We start from the raw sequence: 20,015 nt of genomic DNA, 5'->3' as shown, positions 1-20,015 counted from the left end.
CCCTAATATTCATATTAAATGTAATGATTATAAATAATATAAGACCTGGATCTCCTACCCTTTTGATCCATAAGAACGGGCTCAGATGAGTTGCAAATTCGTCCAGATTATTGCTTTTTGAGAGTGTTATTGAATATGAGAATATGAGAATATGAGAATAGGAATATAGCGATGAAGAAATTACTGCTTATAATAGCTCTCGTTTTATCTGCTAGTATAAACGCTTTCTCCACGGATACTGTTATTAGAGTACGTGTGACTGATTTCCCTCCACAGTATTACATTGACGATACAGGCAATTGGACAGGCCTTGATGTTGAGCTTGCAAATGCAATTATAAAAGAAGCCGGTTTTAAGGCCAAATTTATACCCACGTCATGGGCAGCTGGTTTGAAGCATATTGAAAAAGGCACCCTCGATATGATGATGAATATGAATAAAACCGCCAAAAGATCCAAATATGCTAATTGGATCGGCCCAGAAAGAAAAGCTCAAATGGCTCTGGTTGTAAGTGAAAAGAACTTAGGCATGCCGATAAAAGAATTGAATGATTTCATCACGATTTCCCAAACCCGGAAAATTAGGTTTGGGATTCAAGAGAATCTTCATTATTCGAATGAATTCAATAATAAAATGAAAAATCCCCAATTCATGAACAGCTTTGAGATCGTTAAGAATGTTAAAATAAACCCCCGCAAGGTAAAGGCAAATCATATTCTGGGTTTTTTTGAAGAGAAATTCAGCATGGTCTACAAGATTCAAAATGACCCCAATTACGATGGGTTAGTTATTCATCCTTTCATTCTTCAGGAAGAAGATGTTTTTTTTGGCATAAGTAAAAAAATCTCCTTGGAAGTATATGAAAAGCTGTTAGGTGCATTTGAGAAACTCGAACAAGATGGAACTTTAGAATCTATAAGGAAGCGCTATTCGCATTTGTAAATCTTAATTCTGGCTATCATAAATCAGGCCCTTTCCATAAAAAGCATTGTAGATGAATGTCTTATGCTTTTTTAGGGGAAAGACAAGAGCTGACTCAGAGTTTTTCTACCGCAACGGCAAATATGGAATAATTCCGCGGTCCTACAGATAAGTAGCTCCTATTAACAAATATAACCATTTGAAAAACATTTTTGAAGCATGTAGGGTTTGTTTTTATCAAAAATATTTTACGGGCGTCTTTTTTGTGGAAACACGCAATGATTCCGCCTGAAAAATGTTACAACTAAAAGGTATCACTACTATGCGTCGTATTATTTTACTGATTTTAACTATGGTTTCTATAAGTGTTTTCGCAGAGAATGGGGAAGAGCAGGTTTCTGTTCGAAAGATCAATGATCAATATGCTATAAATTATTATAATTTTAAAGAGGATATAGCAGACTATTTTGGAAAAGCCGGTTTGCAAGGCAGTGGCTATACATGGGCCGCTTTGGTTAAGGCCGCGGTAACTACTGAATCTCCAGAATTGTTATCGCAAATTGAATTTGCTCCTGAAGGTGGAATTTTCGCCGCATACACCAGTAGCGAAATTGTTGCTGATAAAGTGAAGGCTGTAATTGAAAAGCTCTCATCAGATATTGTCTATCGAGAAAAACAGATTAAAATAGCGACTGATGGCGGGTATATCGAGTAAACAGATGGATTCTTTCTCCGTCTGAATTAAAGCGGTTTAGCGGTACGCATCTGTATCGCTACTGCTCTTAGCTTTATTAAGCATCGAACGAAATTGAGTACGTCTAATAGTTTTAACCTCATAAGATAATGATTTGAAACAATTCAACATATAATATATGGATGTCTTTCATTTTTTACTCTTTCCGGTAAAAGGCAATACCTTGTTCTTTTTACTTGCTAGCTTGCGGCCGCAACCTTCTCCTTCCTGCATTTAATAAACTTCAATTGATCATCTAATTTGTAGTTTGGTGTCCGTTAGTATAAAGACGAACTGGCTATGCTATCTCTAAAATACACTGATTGCGGACATATATGGTCGCTCCACAGAAGTCCGCCTTTCGGCAAACGCAAAACTACTTTCTGTTATATGCGAAATTACGATAGATGCAGGGCAGAAGATAACGGCCTAGTTGCATTAGTAAATTTGAAAATAATGGACTAATGTAATATTAATCACTCACTTAGAATAGGAATTTCAAATGAAAATAAGGATCTGCAAATCACATTCAGTGAAGGGGTTAGAAAAACTTGTAAACCATTTTCTTGCGGACGGTTGGAAGTTACACGGGGATATGGTGGTAACTTTTAATAGTGAAGGCAAGCCTAAATTCTATATACAAGCTTTGAAAAAAGAGTAGTCAATCCAAAGGGGCTAAACGGCCCCTTATTAAGGATGTTTCAAGTGAAATTTATGATCTTTATCATCGATACAAATTTCCACCTCTTCTTTCTGTTTTTTTCTCTCCAGCTCAGCTTTCGCTTTATCCTGTAACTTCTCATCTACGGCTTCCAAAAACAGCTCTTCTTCCGCTTGGTCCCTTAAAATCAAACTTTCTATAAAGTCACGCATAATGATTACCTTTTATAACTTCACACCCTTAATTTTAGCTTATAAAAGCAGAACTGGCGGTATTTTATATATAAGGGGAACCATATTTTTTGCTTTCAGGTAGGGTGTTTGCCTTTTCAGATGAACTCGGGAGTCAGAAGGCTGAAGGTAGGTGACCTTTTATAATTTAAGCTGTTGATTGTACGTAATGTGATATAGCTCGAATATTTTCTCGTTGTTATTTGATAGTTGTTCAACTTTAATTTAAACACTACATTTTTATGTGTAGTCTATTATGTGTGGGTATTAGTAAGTATGAAATCAAACACATAGTTATATATTTATTTCAAGCTAGCATGCCGCAACTGAAATGAGGCATAAGAGGTTAGCAAAAGCAGGTTGAATAAATTATTTTAGGTATATTTTTTAATTTCAAGTGAAGGAGGCAGAGATGCCCGTAAAAACATGTCGTGATTCCGAGTGTAAATACTTTATGCAAGAAGTAAAATCTGATCATGAACATCACCATAAATGTAAAAATTCGATGTGTAAGTATTATCTGCAATATGTTCCACCGGAGCATAAATGTGAAGAGAAAACTACATTACTTTAGTATATGCAGTTAGCAATACATCAGCGGATTTAAGGCAAATCTTGCGTTTTGCCTTAAATTACAAAAGCTACTATTAAAGGGGCTCTCCAGCCCTATTTTCTATGCTTTCTAAAAATTTAGTTTACCGTCACTCTTGTTTTTCATTCTCTGTTTCATTTAAAGAGTGTTCAATTAACTCAAGCGTTTTAGATGCACCCCACAATATAATTAGCGATATCAGTACCATACCAAATGGCGTAATACTGGATATATACGATACAATTAAACCGCCGACAGTTCCGCAAAACAAGATTAAAAGGAAAGTTCTCATAAGAATAAACCTCTCAGTGATAATGGAAACGATTGATAAAATGAGTGTGCCGCTCAAAAAACATCCTCGACACAAAACAAGTATAGTAAATAGATTACCTGGGTAAAAAAACTAAACGATAAACTAAGCAGCAATCAGGCGTTTATTAATCAAGATCAAAAACGGGTATAGAAGCAGGGCAGATCTGTGTTCATTTAATGCGTGTAACAAAAAACGGCAAAATCAAATGCAAAGATAAAGTCAGCTAAAAAGCCCTGCATTGCTGTCGACGCCAAAGCTAAAAGATAATAAAAGTAATTAGGTCTGCTGTATTTTTCTTTTCGTCAAAAGACAGAGACAATTTCTTGTTCTCCTTAGCCTGTGGGCGTTGATTTCTCTTTTCTACTTTCAATAAACCTTAATACATCACCTAATTTGTACCTTGCTGAACCATTACCGTAAAGGCGAATGGCTGGGGCAATTTCTAAAAAATTAGTTTTTTTAACTATTTTTTGACTGAAATAGCTACGGTCAACTCCCATTAAACGGGTGAGTTCATTAACGTTAATAAGGCGTTCTCCGCCAAATTCATCTGCTGTTATTGACATATTATTATCCTTACGCCACTTCTGGCATTGGCGTCCAGGCTTTACATACTCTGATGCCATTGATTAGTTTTATCATTTTTACGAGGCAGGCTTTTTCTGCACTCCAGTCAGGAGACCTTGCCAATAGTGATTTTGAGCCAGCAGCAAATTGGCAATTGGATTGCTTTGTTTGTATGGCAGCTGTATGTTGGCTGCAAACGAGATCAACATTGCAAGAGAAGGTTTTGTTGTTCGGCTCCAGTGTTGCTAAGCCTGCGTTATTTCCTGCTGCTAACATGTCAGACTGAGCGGAGAAAACAAAAAATCGTTTCTTGACCATCACAGAAAAGGTTAATTTAGCAATTAAAAGTTCGCAAGCAAGCGAAAGTTTCATTGGTTTTCATTCCTTTTGTTTAAGAGAGGGGTTATAAGGTACCTATATTGTATATATTAGTCAAATCACAATGCACTTTTATCTGTGATTTTAGCTAAGTCATTGTATGCGTTGCCTTTTGCTTGTTGCAGTTTGTGGGCGAAGCTATATGGGAATAACTGCTTACTTTTTGTTAAATAAGTAAGGCGCTTTCGTTTTGAAGCGTTGAGGTGTGAGGGTCGTAAGCTTTCTATTTCACTGGCGCCTATTATTTAGCCTATGTTTTTTTTGTTAAGTTGTAATAGCGAGGAATAGTTATATTTGTGCAGTGTAAAGCCTGTTTTAATTAAAAAAGAGCGTTTATTGTTTTTAAACTTCTTCCTATACTCTCATTTACATTAATATATAAAGAAGGGCTTATCGCAAAGCCGTCGATAGGGATTAATATTACCCTTAGATTGGCGTTACTATATCTGGCTGATCCTATGTTAAATTTATAGTTATGCATGTTGCTTGACTTTGTAATTGGAGTGTTCGATGTTACGTATTGTTTTATCAGCTTTGCTGTCTCTCTCTGTCTTAGCCTGTACTGTTAAACCCGCTACTGACTATCTAGTCGAGCATGACTTTTCTCAGTATAAAGACTTTGCCTTTGTTCGCGCCCCGGAAGATGCTGTTGCCAGCATCGATAGTTCGCGGATAGAAAGCGCAGTAGTGGCGCAGCTAAAGCAAAAGGGCCTTCGTCAAACAGATGTGAAAAGTGCTGACTTACTGGTGGATTACCGAGTCGATAGCGCAACCGAATTAGAATCATTTGGAAGCTCCTTGGGGTTCGGAGTATCCCGAGGTAGAGGCAGTATTGCTATGAGTACACCTACTCGCTACCGCGAACGTAAATACGGCAAATTAGTTCTTGAATTTTTAGATCCTGCCAGCCAATCCATAGTATGGAGTTCTATTTCTCAGAGCCAGCTGAAAGAGACAATGGGGCCGGATAAACGGGCAGAATTTATTACTAAGCAAATTGATTTAATGCTCAGCACTTACCCTCCACAGCCAAAGTAACAGCGTATGGCTAACACTGTTAGCCATATCTATCCTTTAACTGGAAACAAGGCTGTGATTTCGGGCTCTCAGCTTAGCTGATATTGCGCTTACTCCGACCCATCATTTTATCCGAGAGCATGTAATAGAGTGTAATAGCCATATTTAGTTGCTTGTCTAACATCATGAATATAATGACTGAAAATAAAGGCGATATTTGTCCAGAAAATTACTGTCTAAATAAAAAGCAGATATTGTGCGGATTAATTTACAAAAGACTGCGGCATCTGTTTTCCTGCATAGTGCTGTCTCTAAAGCGGTTATATGCTGAGTACAATCCTCATTTCCAATATAAGGAGTTCGTCAATGTATAAATGTAAGCACTTCTCCATTCATGAACTGGTTCCGCGCAAAGTGTTCGAACAAAGGGGCTGCAAAGCATGGGAACTATTAGATGAACGATTGCTGATAACATTGGATAACTTAAGGGAACGATATGGTTCAATTACAGTTAACAACTATTATTGGGGGAAGGACAGGGAGTGGAGTGGATTACGAACGTCAGATAGCCCATATTACAGCCCATTCAGCCAACATACATTTGGGCGCGCGGCAGACTGTTTGTTTGCTAACAAGTCAGCAGAAGCAGTGCGGCAGGAGATATTGGCAAGTCCATATAATAGTGACTTTAAGCTTATTGGCAGTATAGAGCTTGGAGTTTCCTGGTTACATTTTGATGTTAGAAATTGCGCAAGAATAAAGAAATACTATCCATGAATTAAGCAAATATAGGGAAATAGGGACACTCATTCGTTGTGTCTCCCTGCTCCCTCCTCAATCTGAAATTCAGCAACTGCCGAAACCATATGAGTATCCATAAATATCAACTCACTTTGTAATCGAGCCAAACTCACCCTTACGAATTGTTTTGCGAATGACGCAGCGAAAGGTATTGAAGTGCTTTTGTGTTAAATAACAGGTAAATAAAGTGACGGGTAACACATGTTAAACAGTGTTCGAAACTAAAAGAAGGCAGATGAAGATATAGTGGTGTGTGCTGCTTTCATTAAGTGCGGGATATAGCTCTTCGTTCTACTAGTAAAACGACTGATGCTGGTAAATGCCATTAACCATTATCAACCTATAAATTACGGCAGAATTAACAGCAATATTTTCGCCAGCGATGACTTGAGAAAACTTAGGATCAATCGATAAACTAACAAGGCTAATAAAATGAATCTTAAACCGCTTTACATTACGCTATTATTAATCGCTCAGCATAGCTACGCGGAAGAGTTTATAGTTAATGGCAACACTGAACTTTATCATAAAGTCGCCCAAGCAAACTGTGGCGATAATATTCGCCTGACTCAAGGCAACTATCCCGATCTGCAACTGCGCGTCACACAAAGATGCACATCTGATAACCCTTTAAAAATAAACGCAAGTCAACCAGGCACCGTAAGCATAACGGGTGACAGCAAGATAACAATAACCGGTAATAATATTCAATTATCTGGAATTCACTTCCAAAAGGGCAGCCGTACTCAACGCGCAGATTTAATTACGGTAACAGGTCAATACAACTTGATCGCAAACAATAAGTTTACCGATATTGACCTGGCTGATGGTGTCTGGATCCAGCTTAACGGCCATAAAAATCAGGTAATAAACAATGAATTTACCGGAAAGCGCAGCCTTGCAAGTTATATTAATGTCGATGTAAAACCGCAAATAACATCTTCACACCGTATTGCTTATAACTACTTCAGCCGGCCTTTACTCGGCTCAAATGGCGGTTCAGCGTCACGAGTGGGTCATGGCTCTATGCATGACTTTAACTCTCGCGTCATTTTTGAATATAATTTATTTGAACAAGAGAATGGTGAATCTGAGATAATCTCTGCAAAAAGTAGCGAAAATATTTTCCGTTACAATACCTTTAAAAACTCGGAAGGGAATTTAAGTCTACGACAAGGCAAACGCAGTCTAGTTTATGACAATTACTTCTTGGGGTCTGGTCAGCCCAAACAAGCTGGGTTATTTGTTCGCGGTGAAGATCATGTTGTTTTCAATAATTACTTTGCAGATCTGACTCCACACCCTAAAAAAACAGATTTCGGCACGATCTCTTTTGGGGCTGCAAGCGCTAAAGCAGATCCTAAACGTGCTAAAAAAGGCCTCAACCCATTTCATTTTCCATTAACTAAAAATATTTTATTCGCCAATAACAGCATTGTAAATTCAAGCAGTTCAGCAATTGTCATTGGCTCACAGTTTGCTCTTAAAGATAAAAAAAATCGAACTCGTTTACCTGAATCTATCTATTTAATTAATAATATAATTGAAAAAGCACCGGCAACTCTGACATTAACCCAAGCTGCTGATGATATTCAAGTATTCACAAATGTCTATGCGAATGCCGCTAATACTTATGCCGGCATTATTAACGACAGTAAGATCTCAAGCAAAGAACAATCCGGTATTAAGTTACTTAAAACAGAAAAACAACCATCCAAACTAGCTGACTGGATAGATAAAATAAATTTAGATATGCGCTGGCAGGAGAATATAAATCTGGTTAAGCGAATAAAATCGAGTGCAGATTTAGGTTTTGTAATACCAAGCGATGCACAAGGTAAACAAGTATTACCACTACAAAAAAATGATGTGGGAACAAATTGGTAATAAGTGAGTTAAAGCCAATCAATAAAGGGCTGAATAGCCCTTTTAATTTGCCTGAAATAGTTTTGAACAGAGGTTTAAATTGTAAAAGTGCAAGTCGGTGTAATAGAAGGTAATAGGAACAGTTAGGAGGTTTGTATAATATGCAGTGTGAAATACGAGACCCAGTAGTAAGTCTCAGTTATTAATTACTGTATATGGAATATAAAATGAATAAAAAGGTTTTGTCGGTTGTTCTTTTAGCCAGCGTTCTTGGCGGCTGTAACAGTGGTGGAGATAGTACAAGTACGAATAAAACAGTTGAAAATGCTTCAATCTGTTTTAACGAGAATTTATATACACCCGGAGCAGAATATAATTTAACCTTTCAAGACGCTAATAAGCCTGCTGAAACAATAAATTATAAAGTGCTTGAAGATACGGTATTTAGAGGGCAAGCAGCAACCCGGATAGAAGTAACGAATGGAACGTCCTCATATTATAGTTATTTGTCCATAGATAATAATGAAAAATCGGTATCTCAATTAGGTAACAAGAGTGATGATGTTGAATCATATTATGAGCCGGCTATGACAATGAAATTCAATCTCAATAAGGGTGATTCTTATGAGCAAACAACAACTTTGATTAGTGAGGCATCATTCGGCAACTTTGAATTTGTATATATTGAATATACTACATTTAAAGGGATAGAGACGATTACGGTTCCTGCCGGCAGTTATAAAACCTGCAAGTTTGAAATAAATTCTTCATTTACAAATCCTGATGGCTTGACTGAAGAGTCTACTTATTCATCTTGGTATACAGCTGAATCTGGCATCCCAGTACAAGCAGTTGATGAAGAATCGACACATAAACTTGTCGAAGCGGATATTAACGGTACTAAAATATAAATTCAGAACTTTAAACCTGATCTTGTTTTTTTGTACTTAACCAGCAAAAAGAGACTTATTAAAGATAAAAGAAAGGGCTGAATAGCCCTTTTTATTTGTCTGAAACAGTTTTGCACTCAAAAGCGCCATTGACTGTTTTTTTACGGCAAGCCCTGACGTTAAAACTTATGAACAATATTACATTATAAAAGGCTGTTAGCTACTGACGATAACCGTCTAAAAAATTGCCGATTTTAGAGATTGCCTGGCTCAGTTCATCTATACGCGGTAAACAGACAATTCGGAAATGATCCGGTTTATGCCAGTTAAAACCAGTGCCCTGTACGATTAAGATTTTTTCTTCCATTAACAGGTCCATCGCAAAACGTTGATCATCTTTAATATTAAATTTTTTCTGATCCAGTTTCGGGAATAGATATAGCGCACCTTTAGGTTTCGTGCAGCTAATCCCTGGAATATCATTAAGCAGTTTCCAGGCGGTCTGAGTTTGATCATACAAACGGCCACCCGGTATGATTAATTCATTAATACTTTGATAACCGCCCAGTGATGTTTGAATCGCATGCTGCATCGGTACATTTGCGCATAAACGCATACTGGCGAGTATTTCCAAGCCATTGATATAATCTCGAGCGTGTTTTTTTGCGCCGCTGATCATCATCCAGCCGACACGGAAACCACACACTCGATAGGCTTTGGAAAGTCCGTCAAAAGTGACAATCAAAATGTCATCAGCCAATGTTGCAAGTGGAATATGCACTGCATCGTCATAAGTGATTTTTGAGTAAATTTCATCGGAAAAAACGATTAAGTTATGTTGACGAGCCAGTTCAACAATCTGCTCTAATAACTCTTTACTATAAACCGCACCCGTTGGATTGTTAGGATTAATAATAACAATCCCTTTGGTTTTTACGGTGATTTTTGATTTGATATCTTCGATATCCGGAAACCAGTCTGACTGCTCATCACAGATATAATGTACCGCTTTACCGCCCGATAAATTGGTTGCGGCTGTCCATAACGGATAATCAGGTGCAGGTACTAACAGTTCATCACCATTATTTAATAATCCCTGCATCGCCATTACGATTAATTCGCTCACGCCGTTACCGATATAAATATCATCCGTATCAAGTGAAAGTAACCCTTTCGCCTGATAGTGCTGCATTACCGCTTTACGCGCAGAAAAAAGTCCTTTGCTATCACAATAACCCTGGCTTAGCGGCAGGTTTTTGATCACATCCATTAATACTTCTTCAGGTGCTTCAAAACCAAACGGGGCTGGATTACCGATATTAAGCTTTAGAATTCGTTGTCCTTCTTCTTCCAATTTCTGGGCTTGTTTAAGCACGGGCCCACGAATGTCATAACAAACATTATCTAACTTATGGGACTTTTCAATGGAATACATAACAACCTCTTAAAACCTGAACGGTGTGATAAACATACAATTTGCCGCAATAAATTGCTAACACCTAAAAGTACCTGATCTTAGCGATGGTGTGAAGCAAATAAAGCAAACAACAGGGGATTCTCGCTTTTATTATTAAAAATTTTCAAGTATTGTTGAAATTATTGCATATTATTAAAGGTCAGAGTTCCACTATGATTGAAATCAAACACTTAAAAACCTTATCGACATTAAATAATACGGGCAGTTTAGTGGAAGCTGCAAAGCAGTTACATCTTACCCAATCTGCATTATCGCATCAGTTAAAAGAGTTGGAAGGGCGTCTTAACTGCTCTTTATTTATCCGTAAATCACGGCCGATTCGTTTTACCGTATCGGGATTGCGCTTATTAGAATTAGCCGATCAAGTATTACCTGAAATTCGTAACGCTGAGCGCGACCTATCACGTTTTGTTTCCGGTGATGCCGGGCGACTGCATATGGCCATTGAGTGCCACTCCTGTTTTCAGTGGTTAATGCCTGCAATTGATAAATTTAGAGACAGCTGGCCGGAAGTAGAGCTGGATTTCTCAAGCGGTTTCAGTTTTTTGCCTTTGCCCGCACTAAAACGCGGCAACCTTGATTTAGTAGTAACCTCAGATCCGCAACCTATTGAAGGTATCAGCTACATTCCGCTATTTAGTTATCAGCCAATGCTGGCATTAAGCCGTCATCATCGTCTGGCGAATAAAACCTATATTGAAGCGGAAGATCTAAGCCGGGAAACCTTAATCACTTACCCGGTAGAAAAAGAGCGTTTGGATATTTTCAATCAATTTTTAATACCAGAGGGGGTTTCACCAGCCAAAATCCGCCATGCAGATATGACCTTAATGATGCTGCAGTTGGTCGCAAGCGGGCGTGGTGTGGCAGGATTACCTAACTGGGCACTGTTTGAATATCTGAAAAAGGACTATGTTGTGGCACGACGTTTAGGTAAAGAAGGGTTATGGAATACCTTGTATGCTGCAGTTCGTGAAGAGCAACAATCATTAGCCTATTTACAAGATTTTATTAAAACAGCCATTGAGAGTTGTTTTGTACACCTTAAAGGTATTAAAGTAGCGAGTGATATTTAAAATTGTTTAGGCAAGCATGATTATTATTTTGCTTTAAAAACCAAAGAGTGTTGAATATTTAAGCTGACAGATACAAATCGTCAATATATTCTTGATCTTTCACCAATTTTTATTGTTGAATAATTGCAGAGCGACGAATAAAAAGTCACAATTATTAACTATTTATTTATTATGTTGAGATCAAGCTGATGGGTTGTTGTGATGCAAAAGGGTTAATGCCCCTCGAACAAGCATTAACTGAAATGCAGGCGTCATTATCTAATGTGTGTGAAGCTGTTACATTGCCGTTATCACAAGCACTTGGTTTTGCGCTGGCTCAAGATCTGAAATCGCCATTAAATGTGCCGCCTTTTAATAATTCAGCAATGGATGGTTATGCACTTAATCAAGCCGATTTAATTAACTGTTCGCCTGAAAATCCGATCACACTCAAGCTGATTGGTAAATCTTTTGCGGGCGCGCCTTATGCGGGAGATCTTCCCCGTGGTTGTTGTATTCGTATTATGACCGGCGCTGTAATGCCAGATTGTGCCGATACAGTTGTGATGCAGGAGCGAACAGAAGCCAATGAGGGTTTAATCACTTTTAGCCAGTTACCCAAACTGGCTGATAATGTGCGCTTGGCTGCTGAAGATATTAAACAGGATCAAGTAGTGCTCGGTAAAGGGCATAAATTAACGCCGCGCGATATACCCTTGATTGCTTCATTGGGTTTGGCCAATATTGAGGTGTTTAGAAAACTCAAAGTGGCGGTTATCTCTTCCGGTGATGAGCTGAAAAGTTTGGGTGAACCGCTCGCACAAGGCGATATCTATGACAGTAATCGCTATAGCATTATTGCTTTATTATCCCGGCTTAATGTTGAAGTGATTGATTTTGGTATTATCAAAGACGATAAATCACTGCTTCGCGAAGCATTTGCATCTGCTGATTTACAGGCTGATGTGGTGATCACAAGTGGCGGCGTATCGGTTGGTGAAGCTGATTTTATTAAAGATATTTTGCAGGAGATGGGCTCTATCGGTTTTTGGAAACTTGCGATTAAACCGGGTAAACCTTTTGCTTTTGGTAAACTGCCAAGCAGTGTGTTTTTCGGCTTGCCAGGTAATCCGGTTTCCGCTATGGTCACTCTCTATCAGCTTGCTGTACCTGCTATGCTCACCATGGGTGGCTTAAAGGTCAAACCTGCAATTCGTTTCAATGCGATTGCTATCGATAAACTAAAAAAAGCAGTTGGGCGCACCGATTTTCAGCGTGCAAGCTATTCTGTGGACGAAAATGGACAACTGGTTGTTTCATCGACTGGTAGTCAAGGCTCAGGCGTATTTAGTTCAATGAGCCAATCAAACTGTTTTATTGTACTCGAACAACAACGAGGCAATGTTGAAGCGGGTGAAACAGTAACAATTGAACCGTACAACGCTTTAATGGATTAACAATAAAAATTAAAATTAACTTTTGAGCACAAGTAAGTGCCTTGGGAATAACAATGATTAATACTGATGACGTACATATCAAAGCAATTAAAGAACTTTTACCACCGATTGCATTATTAGAAAAATTTCCTGCAACGGATGCAATTAGTGAAACAGTGGCTGGATCGCGTAATGCGATTCATAAGATTTTAAGCAATCAAGATGATCGCGTATTAGTGATTATTGGTCCTTGTTCAATTCATGATACAGAAGCGGCGCTTGAGTATGCTGAAAAACTTGCTCCACTACGTGAAAAATACAAAGACACATTAGAAATCGTAATGCGTGTTTACTTTGAAAAACCACGTACAACTGTCGGTTGGAAAGGTTTAATCAACGATCCTGAATTAAACGGTACTTTTAATATTAATAAAGGTTTACGCACAGGCCGTAAATTATTATTAGATATCAATGCAATGGGACTGCCTGCTGCAACAGAATTCTTAGATATGATTACGCCGCAATATGTAGCAGATCTAATGACTTGGGGCGCAATCGGCGCACGTACAACTGAATCTCAAGTTCACCGTGAACTAGCTTCTGGTCTTTCATGCCCGGTTGGTTTCAAAAACGGTACTGATGGCACAATCAAAGTGGCTGTAGATGCAATTGGCGCAGCTAATGCTTCTCACCATTTCTTATCTGTGAACAAATTTGGCCACAGCGCAATTGTTGAAACTGCGGGTAACCCGGATTGTCATATCATTTTACGCGGTGGTAAAGCGCCAAACTTCAGCGCAGCAGACGTTGCTGCAATTAAATCTGATTTGAAAAAATCAGGTTTAGAAGAAACATTGATGATCGATTTCAGTCACGCAAACTCTGAGAAGAAATTTGAAAATCAAATGAAAGTTTGTACTGATGTTTGCGGTCAAATTGCTGCTGGTGATCAAGCAATCTCTGGTGTGATGGTTGAAAGCCACTTAGTTGAAGGCCGTCAGGATTTAATTGATGGCGCTGTAGCTACCTACGGTCAAAGTATCACTGATGCTTGTATCGGTTGGGCTGATACTGAAAAGCTTTTAGCACAGTTATCTGATGCTGTATTAACCCGTCGCGCTTAATATTAGCTTTGATAAATGATTACAGCACTGTTTCGACAGTGCTTTTTTTTACCTGCAATTTACCGACAGAGACCAATATGAACAATAAAAACAGGCCGATTATGATTTTAGGTTGTACCAGTGATGCCGGTAAATCTTTAATCGTTACAGCAATTTGTCGTTTACTTGCCAACCGCGGTGTAAAAGTTGCGCCCTTTAAAGCGCAAAATATGAGTAATAATGCCGCCATTACTGAAGATGGATTGGAGATTGGTCGCGCGCAGTATTTACAAGCATTAGCAGCAAAAGCGAAACCCTGTGTGGCAATGAATCCGGTATTATTAAAACCAAGTGCCGAAACATGCAGCCAGGTTGTTGTAAACGGTGTCGTTAATAATGAGATCAGTCAGCAGCCTTGGATGGATCGTAAAACCTTGTTGTGGAAAGAGGTGCAGCATGCACTGTCACAATTACAAAATGAATATGATCAGGTAGTTATTGAAGGCGCGGGCAGCCCTGCTGAAATAAACCTGCGAGCTGGTGATATTGTAAATATGTCAGTTGCACTTGAATGTCAGGCTGATGTGTATTTAGTGTCTGATATTGACCGCGGAGGTTCATTTGCACACCTGCTTGGTACGTGGGCTTGTCTAGCGCCCGAAGAGCAGAAACTGATAAAAGGTTTTGTGCTTAATAAATTCAGAGGTGATCCGTTATTACTGGGTAATGCGATGGATTGGTTAGAGAAAAAAACCGGTATTCCGACGGTAGCAAATCTGCCTTATTATCGTCATCAGTTACCGGAAGAAGATAGCTTTCGACTCGGCACAAAATGGCAACGCGGTAAAATAAATATCGCACTTATTTATTACCCTTATGCTTCAAATTTGGATGAATTTGATCCGCTTATTTACCAGGATGACATTAATCTGGTGCCCGTTCATCAAAATGAGGATTTAAGTGATTTTGATGCGCTGATATTGCCGGGCAGTAAAAACAGTGGCGTAAGTTTAGAGTTTTTACGCAGCAGTGGATTAGATAAACAGATCCGCAAGTTCAAGACAACGGGTAAGTTGATACTGGGGATTTGCGGGGGATTACAGATTTTAGGCAAGCAGATATTAGATCCGTTAAATATTGAAGACGGAGACAAAACAGGGCTGGCTTTAATTGATTTACAAACAGAGATCGCTGCAGATAAATCCACCCAACAGACAAGCATCAACTGGCTGGATAACTCAGTTAAAGGCTATGAAATACACCATGGCAAAACAGTTGCCGATCAACAGGTTTTACCCTTTATGAAAGAAAATTTAGGCTGGCAGCAAGAAAATATCTATACCACCTATCTGCATGGTGTTTTTGAGAATAAAGTCTTTTATAACTGGTTTATGAAACAAGTTGGCGGACGGGAAAATGGCTTTGAATGGGGCCCCCATATTGATTCTGAACTGGATAAATTAGCAGAGATGTTTGCCCAACATGGCTGGTTATAAGCAAAAGGGATCTATTTTGAATAAAACCCTATTGTTATTATCTGCAGGAATTTTGAGCTCTCCTTTGGCTTGGGCGATTGATAAACTGGGTATTAAAAGTTTTGAAGAAGTTTTTGCGATCAGTACGGTGATGTCAGACAGTAATGCGTTAACCTTTGGTATTGCAAACTTTGATCTTAGCTATATTGTCGATTCAGACAATCCAAACTGGGGCGATCAGGAAACATTAGATCTCAAAAAAAGCATCGACATTTTAGTTGTGCCATATACCTGGTTACTCGATGATTTACAAAATGGCGGCTCACAATCTGTGACACTGCGCGCTTTTTATCTCGAAGTACAAAGAGAAAACCAATATTTTCAAGGTGTCAGTAATTTCGAAAAAGAACGCGTAGTTGGCGGATATGCACAATATCAACAGCAATATGCTTTAACCGATAACTGGTATGGACAAGCGGGTTTTGGTCTGCACCTGATGCATTATGAAAACCAATTCAATTACGGTGAAGGCTTTCCTGTCGAACTCCAGCAGCGGTTAGATGGTAACGTCTTTAATACTACCGCAGTGGCGTTGATTGCAGAGCCTCACCTTAATATCGGCTATCAGAAACAGCAAGGCTGGGGCCGCTGGACACTCCATAACAGTAATCACTATATTTATGGTCAAGGTATTGGCGGCAAAGCCAATAATGTTTCCGATATCAATCCGCAAGGTTGGCGTATTATTAACGGTCTGGAACTTAGAGTTGATGTGCCGAATATGTGGGGCGTTTCCGATTTTATTGCGGTTGATTTTAAACGCATAGACATTGGCGGAGATATGCACCGGATTTCTAATAATGGTCACTACTATGAAACAAGTATAGGCTGGGTTATTGATACTAATAATAAAATACCTTTGTTAGATAATGTCGGTATTGGCTTAAATATAAATTACGGCAGTTCAATCAGCGGCGGCACACTGGTTTTATATTACAACGAGTAACAAAATATGTTTCTTTGCTGTCATGCTATAACTACCATCTAATTGATTAATATGATATTTAATTCATTATTATCTCATTTAATGTTATCTTCCTGCTGCGCACGAACGGTGCGATTCCACTTGTTATTTATTTTATGGAACAATGTATGAAAAAATCACTTTTATTATCTTGTCTACTTGTTACTTCTGGATCTGTATTGGCATCAGCAGATGCGCATTGGGGTTATGCCGGTGAGCACGGTCCGGAGCATTGGGCACAACTGACACCTGAAAACCATGCTTGTAGCGGAGCAAATCAATCGCCTGTTAATCTAACTGGTTTTATTGAAGCAGATCTTACGCCGATTGAATTCAACTACCAAGCGGGCGGAACTGAAATTTTAAATAATGGCCATACCGTTCAAGTTAACTATAAAAAAGGTAGTTCAATAAATATTGATGGTCAGCAGTTTGAACTGTTACAAGCGCATTTTCATGCTCCAAGTGAAAACCATATCAAGGGTAAATCCTACCCGTTAGAAGCTCATTTGGTGCATGCAGATAAAGATAGCAATCTTGCTGTCGTGGCTGTGATGTTTGAAGTGGCGCAGGAAAATGCAACGCTTGCTTCAGCTTGGGCACAAATGCCTGAACATGCGGGGGATAAATACCAATTAAATACACTACTGAATATTGATGGACTGTTGCCGGAAAATCGTGATTATTACCGCTTTAATGGTTCACTAACGACACCTCCTTGTTCAGAAGGTGTGCGTTGGCTGGTCTTAAAAGAGAGTGTGGCTGTTTCTGCAGCGCAAGTTAAGGCATTTGAAAATGTATTAACTGGGCCAAACAACCGTCCTATTCAAGCAACAAATTCACGCGTGATTTTGAAATAATAGTTATTGAAACAGGGACAGATATTTATCTGTACCCTGTTTATTTGCTAAAACTAAGGATTTAAACGTTTAACTTTCCAGCCACCTTCTGACGGTTGATATACAAACCTGTCATGTAAACGATCTGCTTTACCCTGCCAAAATTCAATCCGCTCAGGTATCACGCGATAGCCGCCCCAAAATTCCGGTAATGGAACTTCTTTACCGGCAAACTTCTGTTCAAAATATTTTACGCGTTCTACTAATGTTTGACGATCAACGAGTTCTTCGCTTTGGTGTGATGCCCAGGCACCGATACGGCTGCCACGTCCACGGCTCTGAAAATAGGCATTTGATTCTTCATGGCTTATACGTTCAATTCGTCCTTCAATACGAACTTGACGTTGCAGCATATTCCAATGAAACAGCAGTGCCGCATACGGGTTTGCTTCTAATTCAGTGGCTTTATGGCTGCCGTAATTGGTAAAAAAAACAAAACCTTTTTGATCAGCTTCTTTTAATAAGACCACGCGCGAAGAGGGACGACCTTCTGCCGTACAAGTCGCAAGAGACATCGATTCAGGTAAAATAATGCCACTGTTTTCCGCCTCGCTTAACCATTGTTTAAAAAATGAGATGGGATCATTTGTGGTGGTTAATGTTTTATTTTCGATTAATAAACCCTGACCAAGGGTGAAAGCGCAACGAATTTTACTGATAAGTGACATGGTATCTTCTTATTTTAATTAGTATGTTAATACGCGGAGTGTATAATTTGTTGCAAATTTTGTCGAACATTTCAGTTAATTAAGCTTCGCCGGAAGTGCTTCTGCTTGAAGATAGATAAAGCAGCGACTGGCGTAAATGAATAAATAGAGAATAAAATAATGAGTAAAATTTATCACCATTCGGTACAAATTTATTACGAGGATACTGACCATTCAGGTGTTGTATACCATCCAAATTTTCTTAAATACTTTGAGCGGGCACGAGAGCATGTTATCGATAGCGACAGACTTGATAAATTATGGCGTGAAAAAGGGTTAGGTTTTGCAGTTTATAAAGCGAATATGATCTTTCAGGACGGTGTTGAGTTTGCGGAGGTGTGTGATATTCGTACCAGCTTTAAAATTGATGGTAAATACAAAACGTTATGGCGACAAGAGGTGTGGCGGCCAGGCGCAACAAAAGCGGCTGTAATTGGTGATATTGAGATGGTTTGCTTAGATAAAAATAAACAGTTACAACCCATTCCTGATGAAATTTCCGCCACCCTGTTTTCTGACTAGCGAAATTAAACTGTCAAACAGAGTAATTCGCGCTAACAATACTCGAAAAAATTAGGTGAAAATGTAACTGAATTGATGGCAACGTTTAAGGTTTAGTTGCAAATCAGCAGCATTTTTGAACCTTATTATTGAATTAAGTTCGCAAAGTTAAAATAAATTGCCATGATAACTTGCAGCTTTTATTTTAGGGTTTAACTTTATAACTGGAATATATTTGATATATAACGATTTCTGCTTAGTTTTGGAGGTAATGTGTTAATAGCTAACGATGATAGACGTATTTTCCGCCGTATGGCGATTGAAGCGGGTGTAACGGTAACTAAAGGTGATATCGAGTTACAGGGAACCTGTAAAGATTTGAGTAGCACGGGCATGTCTATTCAATTAATTGATGGAGTCTTAAAGGCCGGTGATCAAATAGATGTATTACTAGACACTCAAGATTCCCGATTTCCTCCTTTAAATGCAGAAGCTGTAGTATTACGTCTGCATGAGCAGGATGGTATTTATATCGCGGCGGTTGAATTCACCACGGTAAAATAAACTTTTTATTTAATAGTAATGCTGGACAGGTGTTCAGCATCACTCATTTTTGTAGTTCTGTTTTTCTCCAATAACCCAACCTTTGTCAGTAATAAATTGCCTGAAAAGAATGATTTATGGCTCATAAACAGCAAACATAGACTAAAGTTATAATTGGGGTGGAGAGTTGAAAGGAGAAAATTATGTTATTTCATAACAAAGCGGGTCAGTCAATGAACCTTGTTGATAATTTAACCATTAAGGAGTTATTAGATATAGGTGTTGAGCTCACTCTTTCTGAAAAAATCGAACCCGGTCATGAGTTCCATGGGATGAAGCTTGATGATCATTCAACGCTTAAAGAGTTAGTGGATATGGGGGTTGAGCTTGCTCTTTCTGAAAAAATCGATCCTGATCATGAGTTGTGGTTAGCCTGAAGCTAAACATGGTAAAAATGTCCACTAAAGCCAAATCCCTCAGTTGTCGCTGAGGGATTTTATTTGTTGGTTATAATCCCTGCGCATATTGAATCTTTATTACTTATACCCATGTTACTTCAAGATGCAAAATCAGCAAATCAAATTACACTTAGCTGCTAGGCATAAAATTGAAGTATAGTTATTCTACATTGATGTTTTATAACAACGCAGATGAGTGCAATTTGGCTTGCCCTACGGGGACTCAGCTAGAAAACCAGCACTGCGTTACAGCCCTCGATAAGGGAACAACCATTACCTTCACGCTGTGTCTTGTTCTGGATTCCTAGCTGAGTCCTGATAAAGCACCTTGAGGTATCATGGGTATATACCCAAACTACCTTATATTC

23 protein-coding genes are annotated in these 20,015 nt (G+C 38.7%); 17 read left to right on the top strand and 6 right to left on the bottom strand.

Annotated elements, in window-relative coordinates:
* Positions 1–171: 171 nt before the first annotated feature.
* The 3 genes from AC4GME_RS05055 (at position 172) to AC4GME_RS05045 (ending at position 2,315) form a co-directional block, all read left to right on the top strand.
* Positions 172–942, top strand: coding sequence for a substrate-binding periplasmic protein (locus AC4GME_RS05055; protein WP_490378531.1), 771 nt, complete (start codon positions 172–174; stop codon positions 940–942).
* Between the two features lie 301 nt (positions 943–1,243).
* Positions 1,244–1,636, top strand: coding sequence for an Imm51 family immunity protein (locus AC4GME_RS05050; protein WP_490379088.1), 393 nt, complete (start codon positions 1,244–1,246; stop codon positions 1,634–1,636).
* Positions 1,637–2,156: 520 nt separating this feature from the next.
* Positions 2,157–2,315 carry a DUF1737 domain-containing protein gene (locus AC4GME_RS05045; protein ID WP_490378533.1) on the top strand — a complete coding sequence of 53 codons (159 nt, stop codon included), beginning with the start codon at positions 2,157–2,159 and terminating at the stop codon, positions 2,313–2,315.
* 29 nt (positions 2,316–2,344) lie between these two features.
* On the opposite strand, the gene AC4GME_RS05040 is transcribed toward AC4GME_RS05045, so the two are convergent.
* Positions 2,345–2,527 carry a hypothetical protein gene (locus AC4GME_RS05040; protein WP_490378534.1) on the bottom strand — a complete coding sequence of 61 codons (183 nt, stop codon included), beginning with the start codon at positions 2,525–2,527 and terminating at the stop codon, positions 2,345–2,347.
* A 430-nt stretch (positions 2,528–2,957) separates the two neighbouring features.
* On the opposite strand from AC4GME_RS05040, the gene AC4GME_RS05035 reads away from it, so the two are divergent.
* Complete coding sequence (locus AC4GME_RS05035; protein ID WP_490379087.1) at positions 2,958–3,119, top strand: hypothetical protein; 162 nt, start codon at positions 2,958–2,960, stop codon at positions 3,117–3,119.
* Positions 3,120–3,246: 127 nt separating this feature from the next.
* Here AC4GME_RS05035 and AC4GME_RS05030 read toward each other — a convergent pair whose 3' ends face one another.
* From AC4GME_RS05030 to AC4GME_RS05020, 3 genes are all read right to left on the bottom strand, one after another.
* Positions 3,247–3,429 carry a hypothetical protein gene (locus tag AC4GME_RS05030; protein WP_490379086.1) on the bottom strand — a complete coding sequence of 61 codons (183 nt, stop codon included), beginning with the start codon at positions 3,427–3,429 and terminating at the stop codon, positions 3,247–3,249.
* A gap of 353 nt (positions 3,430–3,782) precedes the next feature.
* Positions 3,783–4,016 carry a hypothetical protein gene (locus AC4GME_RS05025; protein WP_490378393.1) on the bottom strand — a complete coding sequence of 78 codons (234 nt, stop codon included), beginning with the start codon at positions 4,014–4,016 and terminating at the stop codon, positions 3,783–3,785.
* A 10-nt stretch (positions 4,017–4,026) separates the two neighbouring features.
* Positions 4,027–4,389, bottom strand: a complete 363-nt coding sequence (locus AC4GME_RS05020) for a hypothetical protein (RefSeq protein WP_490378394.1) — start codon at positions 4,387–4,389, stop codon at positions 4,027–4,029.
* Between the two features lie 516 nt (positions 4,390–4,905).
* On the opposite strand from AC4GME_RS05020, the gene AC4GME_RS05015 reads away from it, so the two are divergent.
* The 4 genes from AC4GME_RS05015 to AC4GME_RS05000 all read left to right on the top strand — a co-directional run bounded on the left by AC4GME_RS05015 (position 4,906) and on the right by AC4GME_RS05000 (position 8,990).
* Complete coding sequence (locus AC4GME_RS05015; RefSeq protein ID WP_490378395.1) at positions 4,906–5,433, top strand: DUF4136 domain-containing protein; 528 nt, start codon at positions 4,906–4,908, stop codon at positions 5,431–5,433.
* A 345-nt stretch (positions 5,434–5,778) separates the two neighbouring features.
* The gene (locus AC4GME_RS05010) at positions 5,779–6,189 is read left to right on the top strand and encodes a hypothetical protein (RefSeq protein ID WP_490378396.1); all 411 of its coding nucleotides are present in this window, start codon (positions 5,779–5,781) and stop codon (positions 6,187–6,189) included.
* Positions 6,190–6,645: 456 nt separating this feature from the next.
* Entirely contained in the window at positions 6,646–8,100 is a 1,455-nt protein-coding gene (locus AC4GME_RS05005) for a polysaccharide lyase 6 family protein (RefSeq protein ID WP_490379085.1), read from the top strand.
* 206 nt (positions 8,101–8,306) lie between these two features.
* On the top strand, positions 8,307–8,990 hold the full coding sequence (locus AC4GME_RS05000) for a hypothetical protein (protein WP_490376987.1): 684 nt from the start codon (positions 8,307–8,309) through the stop codon (positions 8,988–8,990).
* Between the two features lie 199 nt (positions 8,991–9,189).
* Here the strand turns inward: AC4GME_RS05000 and AC4GME_RS04995 are convergent, their stop codons facing one another.
* Positions 9,190–10,404, bottom strand: a complete 1,215-nt coding sequence (locus AC4GME_RS04995; protein WP_490376988.1) for a pyridoxal phosphate-dependent aminotransferase — start codon at positions 10,402–10,404, stop codon at positions 9,190–9,192.
* Between the two features lie 194 nt (positions 10,405–10,598).
* Here AC4GME_RS04995 and AC4GME_RS04990 point away from each other — a divergent pair, with 194 nt between their 5' ends.
* The 6 genes from AC4GME_RS04990 (at position 10,599) to AC4GME_RS04965 (ending at position 17,399) form a co-directional block, all read left to right on the top strand.
* Positions 10,599–11,522, top strand: a complete 924-nt coding sequence (locus tag AC4GME_RS04990) for a LysR family transcriptional regulator (protein ID WP_490376989.1) — start codon at positions 10,599–10,601, stop codon at positions 11,520–11,522.
* A 188-nt stretch (positions 11,523–11,710) separates the two neighbouring features.
* The gene (moeA, locus tag AC4GME_RS04985) at positions 11,711–12,958 is read left to right on the top strand and encodes a molybdopterin molybdotransferase MoeA (RefSeq protein ID WP_490376990.1); all 1,248 of its coding nucleotides are present in this window, start codon (positions 11,711–11,713) and stop codon (positions 12,956–12,958) included.
* Positions 12,959–13,011: 53 nt separating this feature from the next.
* The gene (gene aroG / locus AC4GME_RS04980) at positions 13,012–14,061 is read left to right on the top strand and encodes a 3-deoxy-7-phosphoheptulonate synthase AroG (protein WP_490376991.1); all 1,050 of its coding nucleotides are present in this window, start codon (positions 13,012–13,014) and stop codon (positions 14,059–14,061) included.
* Between the two features lie 77 nt (positions 14,062–14,138).
* A complete protein-coding gene (locus AC4GME_RS04975) occupies positions 14,139–15,536 on the top strand; it encodes a cobyric acid synthase (RefSeq protein ID WP_490376992.1) in 1,398 nt (465 codons plus the stop codon).
* A gap of 16 nt (positions 15,537–15,552) precedes the next feature.
* Positions 15,553–16,521, top strand: coding sequence for a Solitary outer membrane autotransporter beta-barrel domain (locus tag AC4GME_RS04970; RefSeq protein ID WP_490376993.1), 969 nt, complete (start codon positions 15,553–15,555; stop codon positions 16,519–16,521).
* Positions 16,522–16,667: 146 nt separating this feature from the next.
* Complete coding sequence (locus AC4GME_RS04965; protein ID WP_490376994.1) at positions 16,668–17,399, top strand: carbonic anhydrase; 732 nt, start codon at positions 16,668–16,670, stop codon at positions 17,397–17,399.
* A gap of 53 nt (positions 17,400–17,452) precedes the next feature.
* Here AC4GME_RS04965 and pdxH read toward each other — a convergent pair whose 3' ends face one another.
* Entirely contained in the window at positions 17,453–18,106 is a 654-nt protein-coding gene (gene pdxH / locus AC4GME_RS04960) for a pyridoxamine 5'-phosphate oxidase (protein WP_490376995.1), read from the bottom strand.
* 159 nt (positions 18,107–18,265) lie between these two features.
* Here pdxH and AC4GME_RS04955 point away from each other — a divergent pair, with 159 nt between their 5' ends.
* From AC4GME_RS04955 to AC4GME_RS04945, 3 genes are all read left to right on the top strand, one after another.
* Positions 18,266–18,667 carry a thioesterase family protein gene (locus AC4GME_RS04955; protein WP_490376996.1) on the top strand — a complete coding sequence of 134 codons (402 nt, stop codon included), beginning with the start codon at positions 18,266–18,268 and terminating at the stop codon, positions 18,665–18,667.
* 252 nt (positions 18,668–18,919) lie between these two features.
* On the top strand, positions 18,920–19,210 hold the full coding sequence (locus AC4GME_RS04950; RefSeq protein ID WP_490376997.1) for a PilZ domain-containing protein: 291 nt from the start codon (positions 18,920–18,922) through the stop codon (positions 19,208–19,210).
* A gap of 182 nt (positions 19,211–19,392) precedes the next feature.
* Positions 19,393–19,626 carry a hypothetical protein gene (locus AC4GME_RS04945; RefSeq protein WP_490376998.1) on the top strand — a complete coding sequence of 78 codons (234 nt, stop codon included), beginning with the start codon at positions 19,393–19,395 and terminating at the stop codon, positions 19,624–19,626.
* The last annotated feature ends 389 nt before the right edge of the window (positions 19,627–20,015 follow it).

Source organism: Psychromonas sp. (assembly GCF_983033635.1).
Note: the sequence above shows the minus strand (reverse complement) of the source record. Positions and strands in the feature narration are given on the sequence as shown.

Coding starts and splice junctions, on each gene's coding strand:
- AC4GME_RS05055 (WP_490378531.1), top strand. CDS start 172: ATGAAGAAATTACTGCTTATAATAGCTCTCGTTTTATCTGCTAGTATA.
- AC4GME_RS05050 (WP_490379088.1), top strand. CDS start 1,244: ATGCGTCGTATTATTTTACTGATTTTAACTATGGTTTCTATAAGTGTT.
- AC4GME_RS05045 (WP_490378533.1), top strand. CDS start 2,157: ATGAAAATAAGGATCTGCAAATCACATTCAGTGAAGGGGTTAGAAAAA.
- AC4GME_RS05040 (WP_490378534.1), bottom strand. CDS start 2,527: ATGCGTGACTTTATAGAAAGTTTGATTTTAAGGGACCAAGCGGAAGAA.
- AC4GME_RS05035 (WP_490379087.1), top strand. CDS start 2,958: ATGCCCGTAAAAACATGTCGTGATTCCGAGTGTAAATACTTTATGCAA.
- AC4GME_RS05030 (WP_490379086.1), bottom strand. CDS start 3,429: ATGAGAACTTTCCTTTTAATCTTGTTTTGCGGAACTGTCGGCGGTTTA.
- AC4GME_RS05025 (WP_490378393.1), bottom strand. CDS start 4,016: ATGTCAATAACAGCAGATGAATTTGGCGGAGAACGCCTTATTAACGTT.
- AC4GME_RS05020 (WP_490378394.1), bottom strand. CDS start 4,389: ATGAAACTTTCGCTTGCTTGCGAACTTTTAATTGCTAAATTAACCTTT.
- AC4GME_RS05015 (WP_490378395.1), top strand. CDS start 4,906: ATGTTACGTATTGTTTTATCAGCTTTGCTGTCTCTCTCTGTCTTAGCC.
- AC4GME_RS05010 (WP_490378396.1), top strand. CDS start 5,779: ATGTATAAATGTAAGCACTTCTCCATTCATGAACTGGTTCCGCGCAAA.
- AC4GME_RS05005 (WP_490379085.1), top strand. CDS start 6,646: ATGAATCTTAAACCGCTTTACATTACGCTATTATTAATCGCTCAGCAT.
- AC4GME_RS05000 (WP_490376987.1), top strand. CDS start 8,307: ATGAATAAAAAGGTTTTGTCGGTTGTTCTTTTAGCCAGCGTTCTTGGC.
- AC4GME_RS04995 (WP_490376988.1), bottom strand. CDS start 10,404: ATGTATTCCATTGAAAAGTCCCATAAGTTAGATAATGTTTGTTATGAC.
- AC4GME_RS04990 (WP_490376989.1), top strand. CDS start 10,599: ATGATTGAAATCAAACACTTAAAAACCTTATCGACATTAAATAATACG.
- moeA (WP_490376990.1), top strand. CDS start 11,711: ATGGGTTGTTGTGATGCAAAAGGGTTAATGCCCCTCGAACAAGCATTA.
- aroG (WP_490376991.1), top strand. CDS start 13,012: ATGATTAATACTGATGACGTACATATCAAAGCAATTAAAGAACTTTTA.
- AC4GME_RS04975 (WP_490376992.1), top strand. CDS start 14,139: ATGAACAATAAAAACAGGCCGATTATGATTTTAGGTTGTACCAGTGAT.
- AC4GME_RS04965 (WP_490376994.1), top strand. CDS start 16,668: ATGAAAAAATCACTTTTATTATCTTGTCTACTTGTTACTTCTGGATCT.
- pdxH (WP_490376995.1), bottom strand. CDS start 18,106: ATGTCACTTATCAGTAAAATTCGTTGCGCTTTCACCCTTGGTCAGGGT.
- AC4GME_RS04955 (WP_490376996.1), top strand. CDS start 18,266: ATGAGTAAAATTTATCACCATTCGGTACAAATTTATTACGAGGATACT.
- AC4GME_RS04945 (WP_490376998.1), top strand. CDS start 19,393: ATGTTATTTCATAACAAAGCGGGTCAGTCAATGAACCTTGTTGATAAT.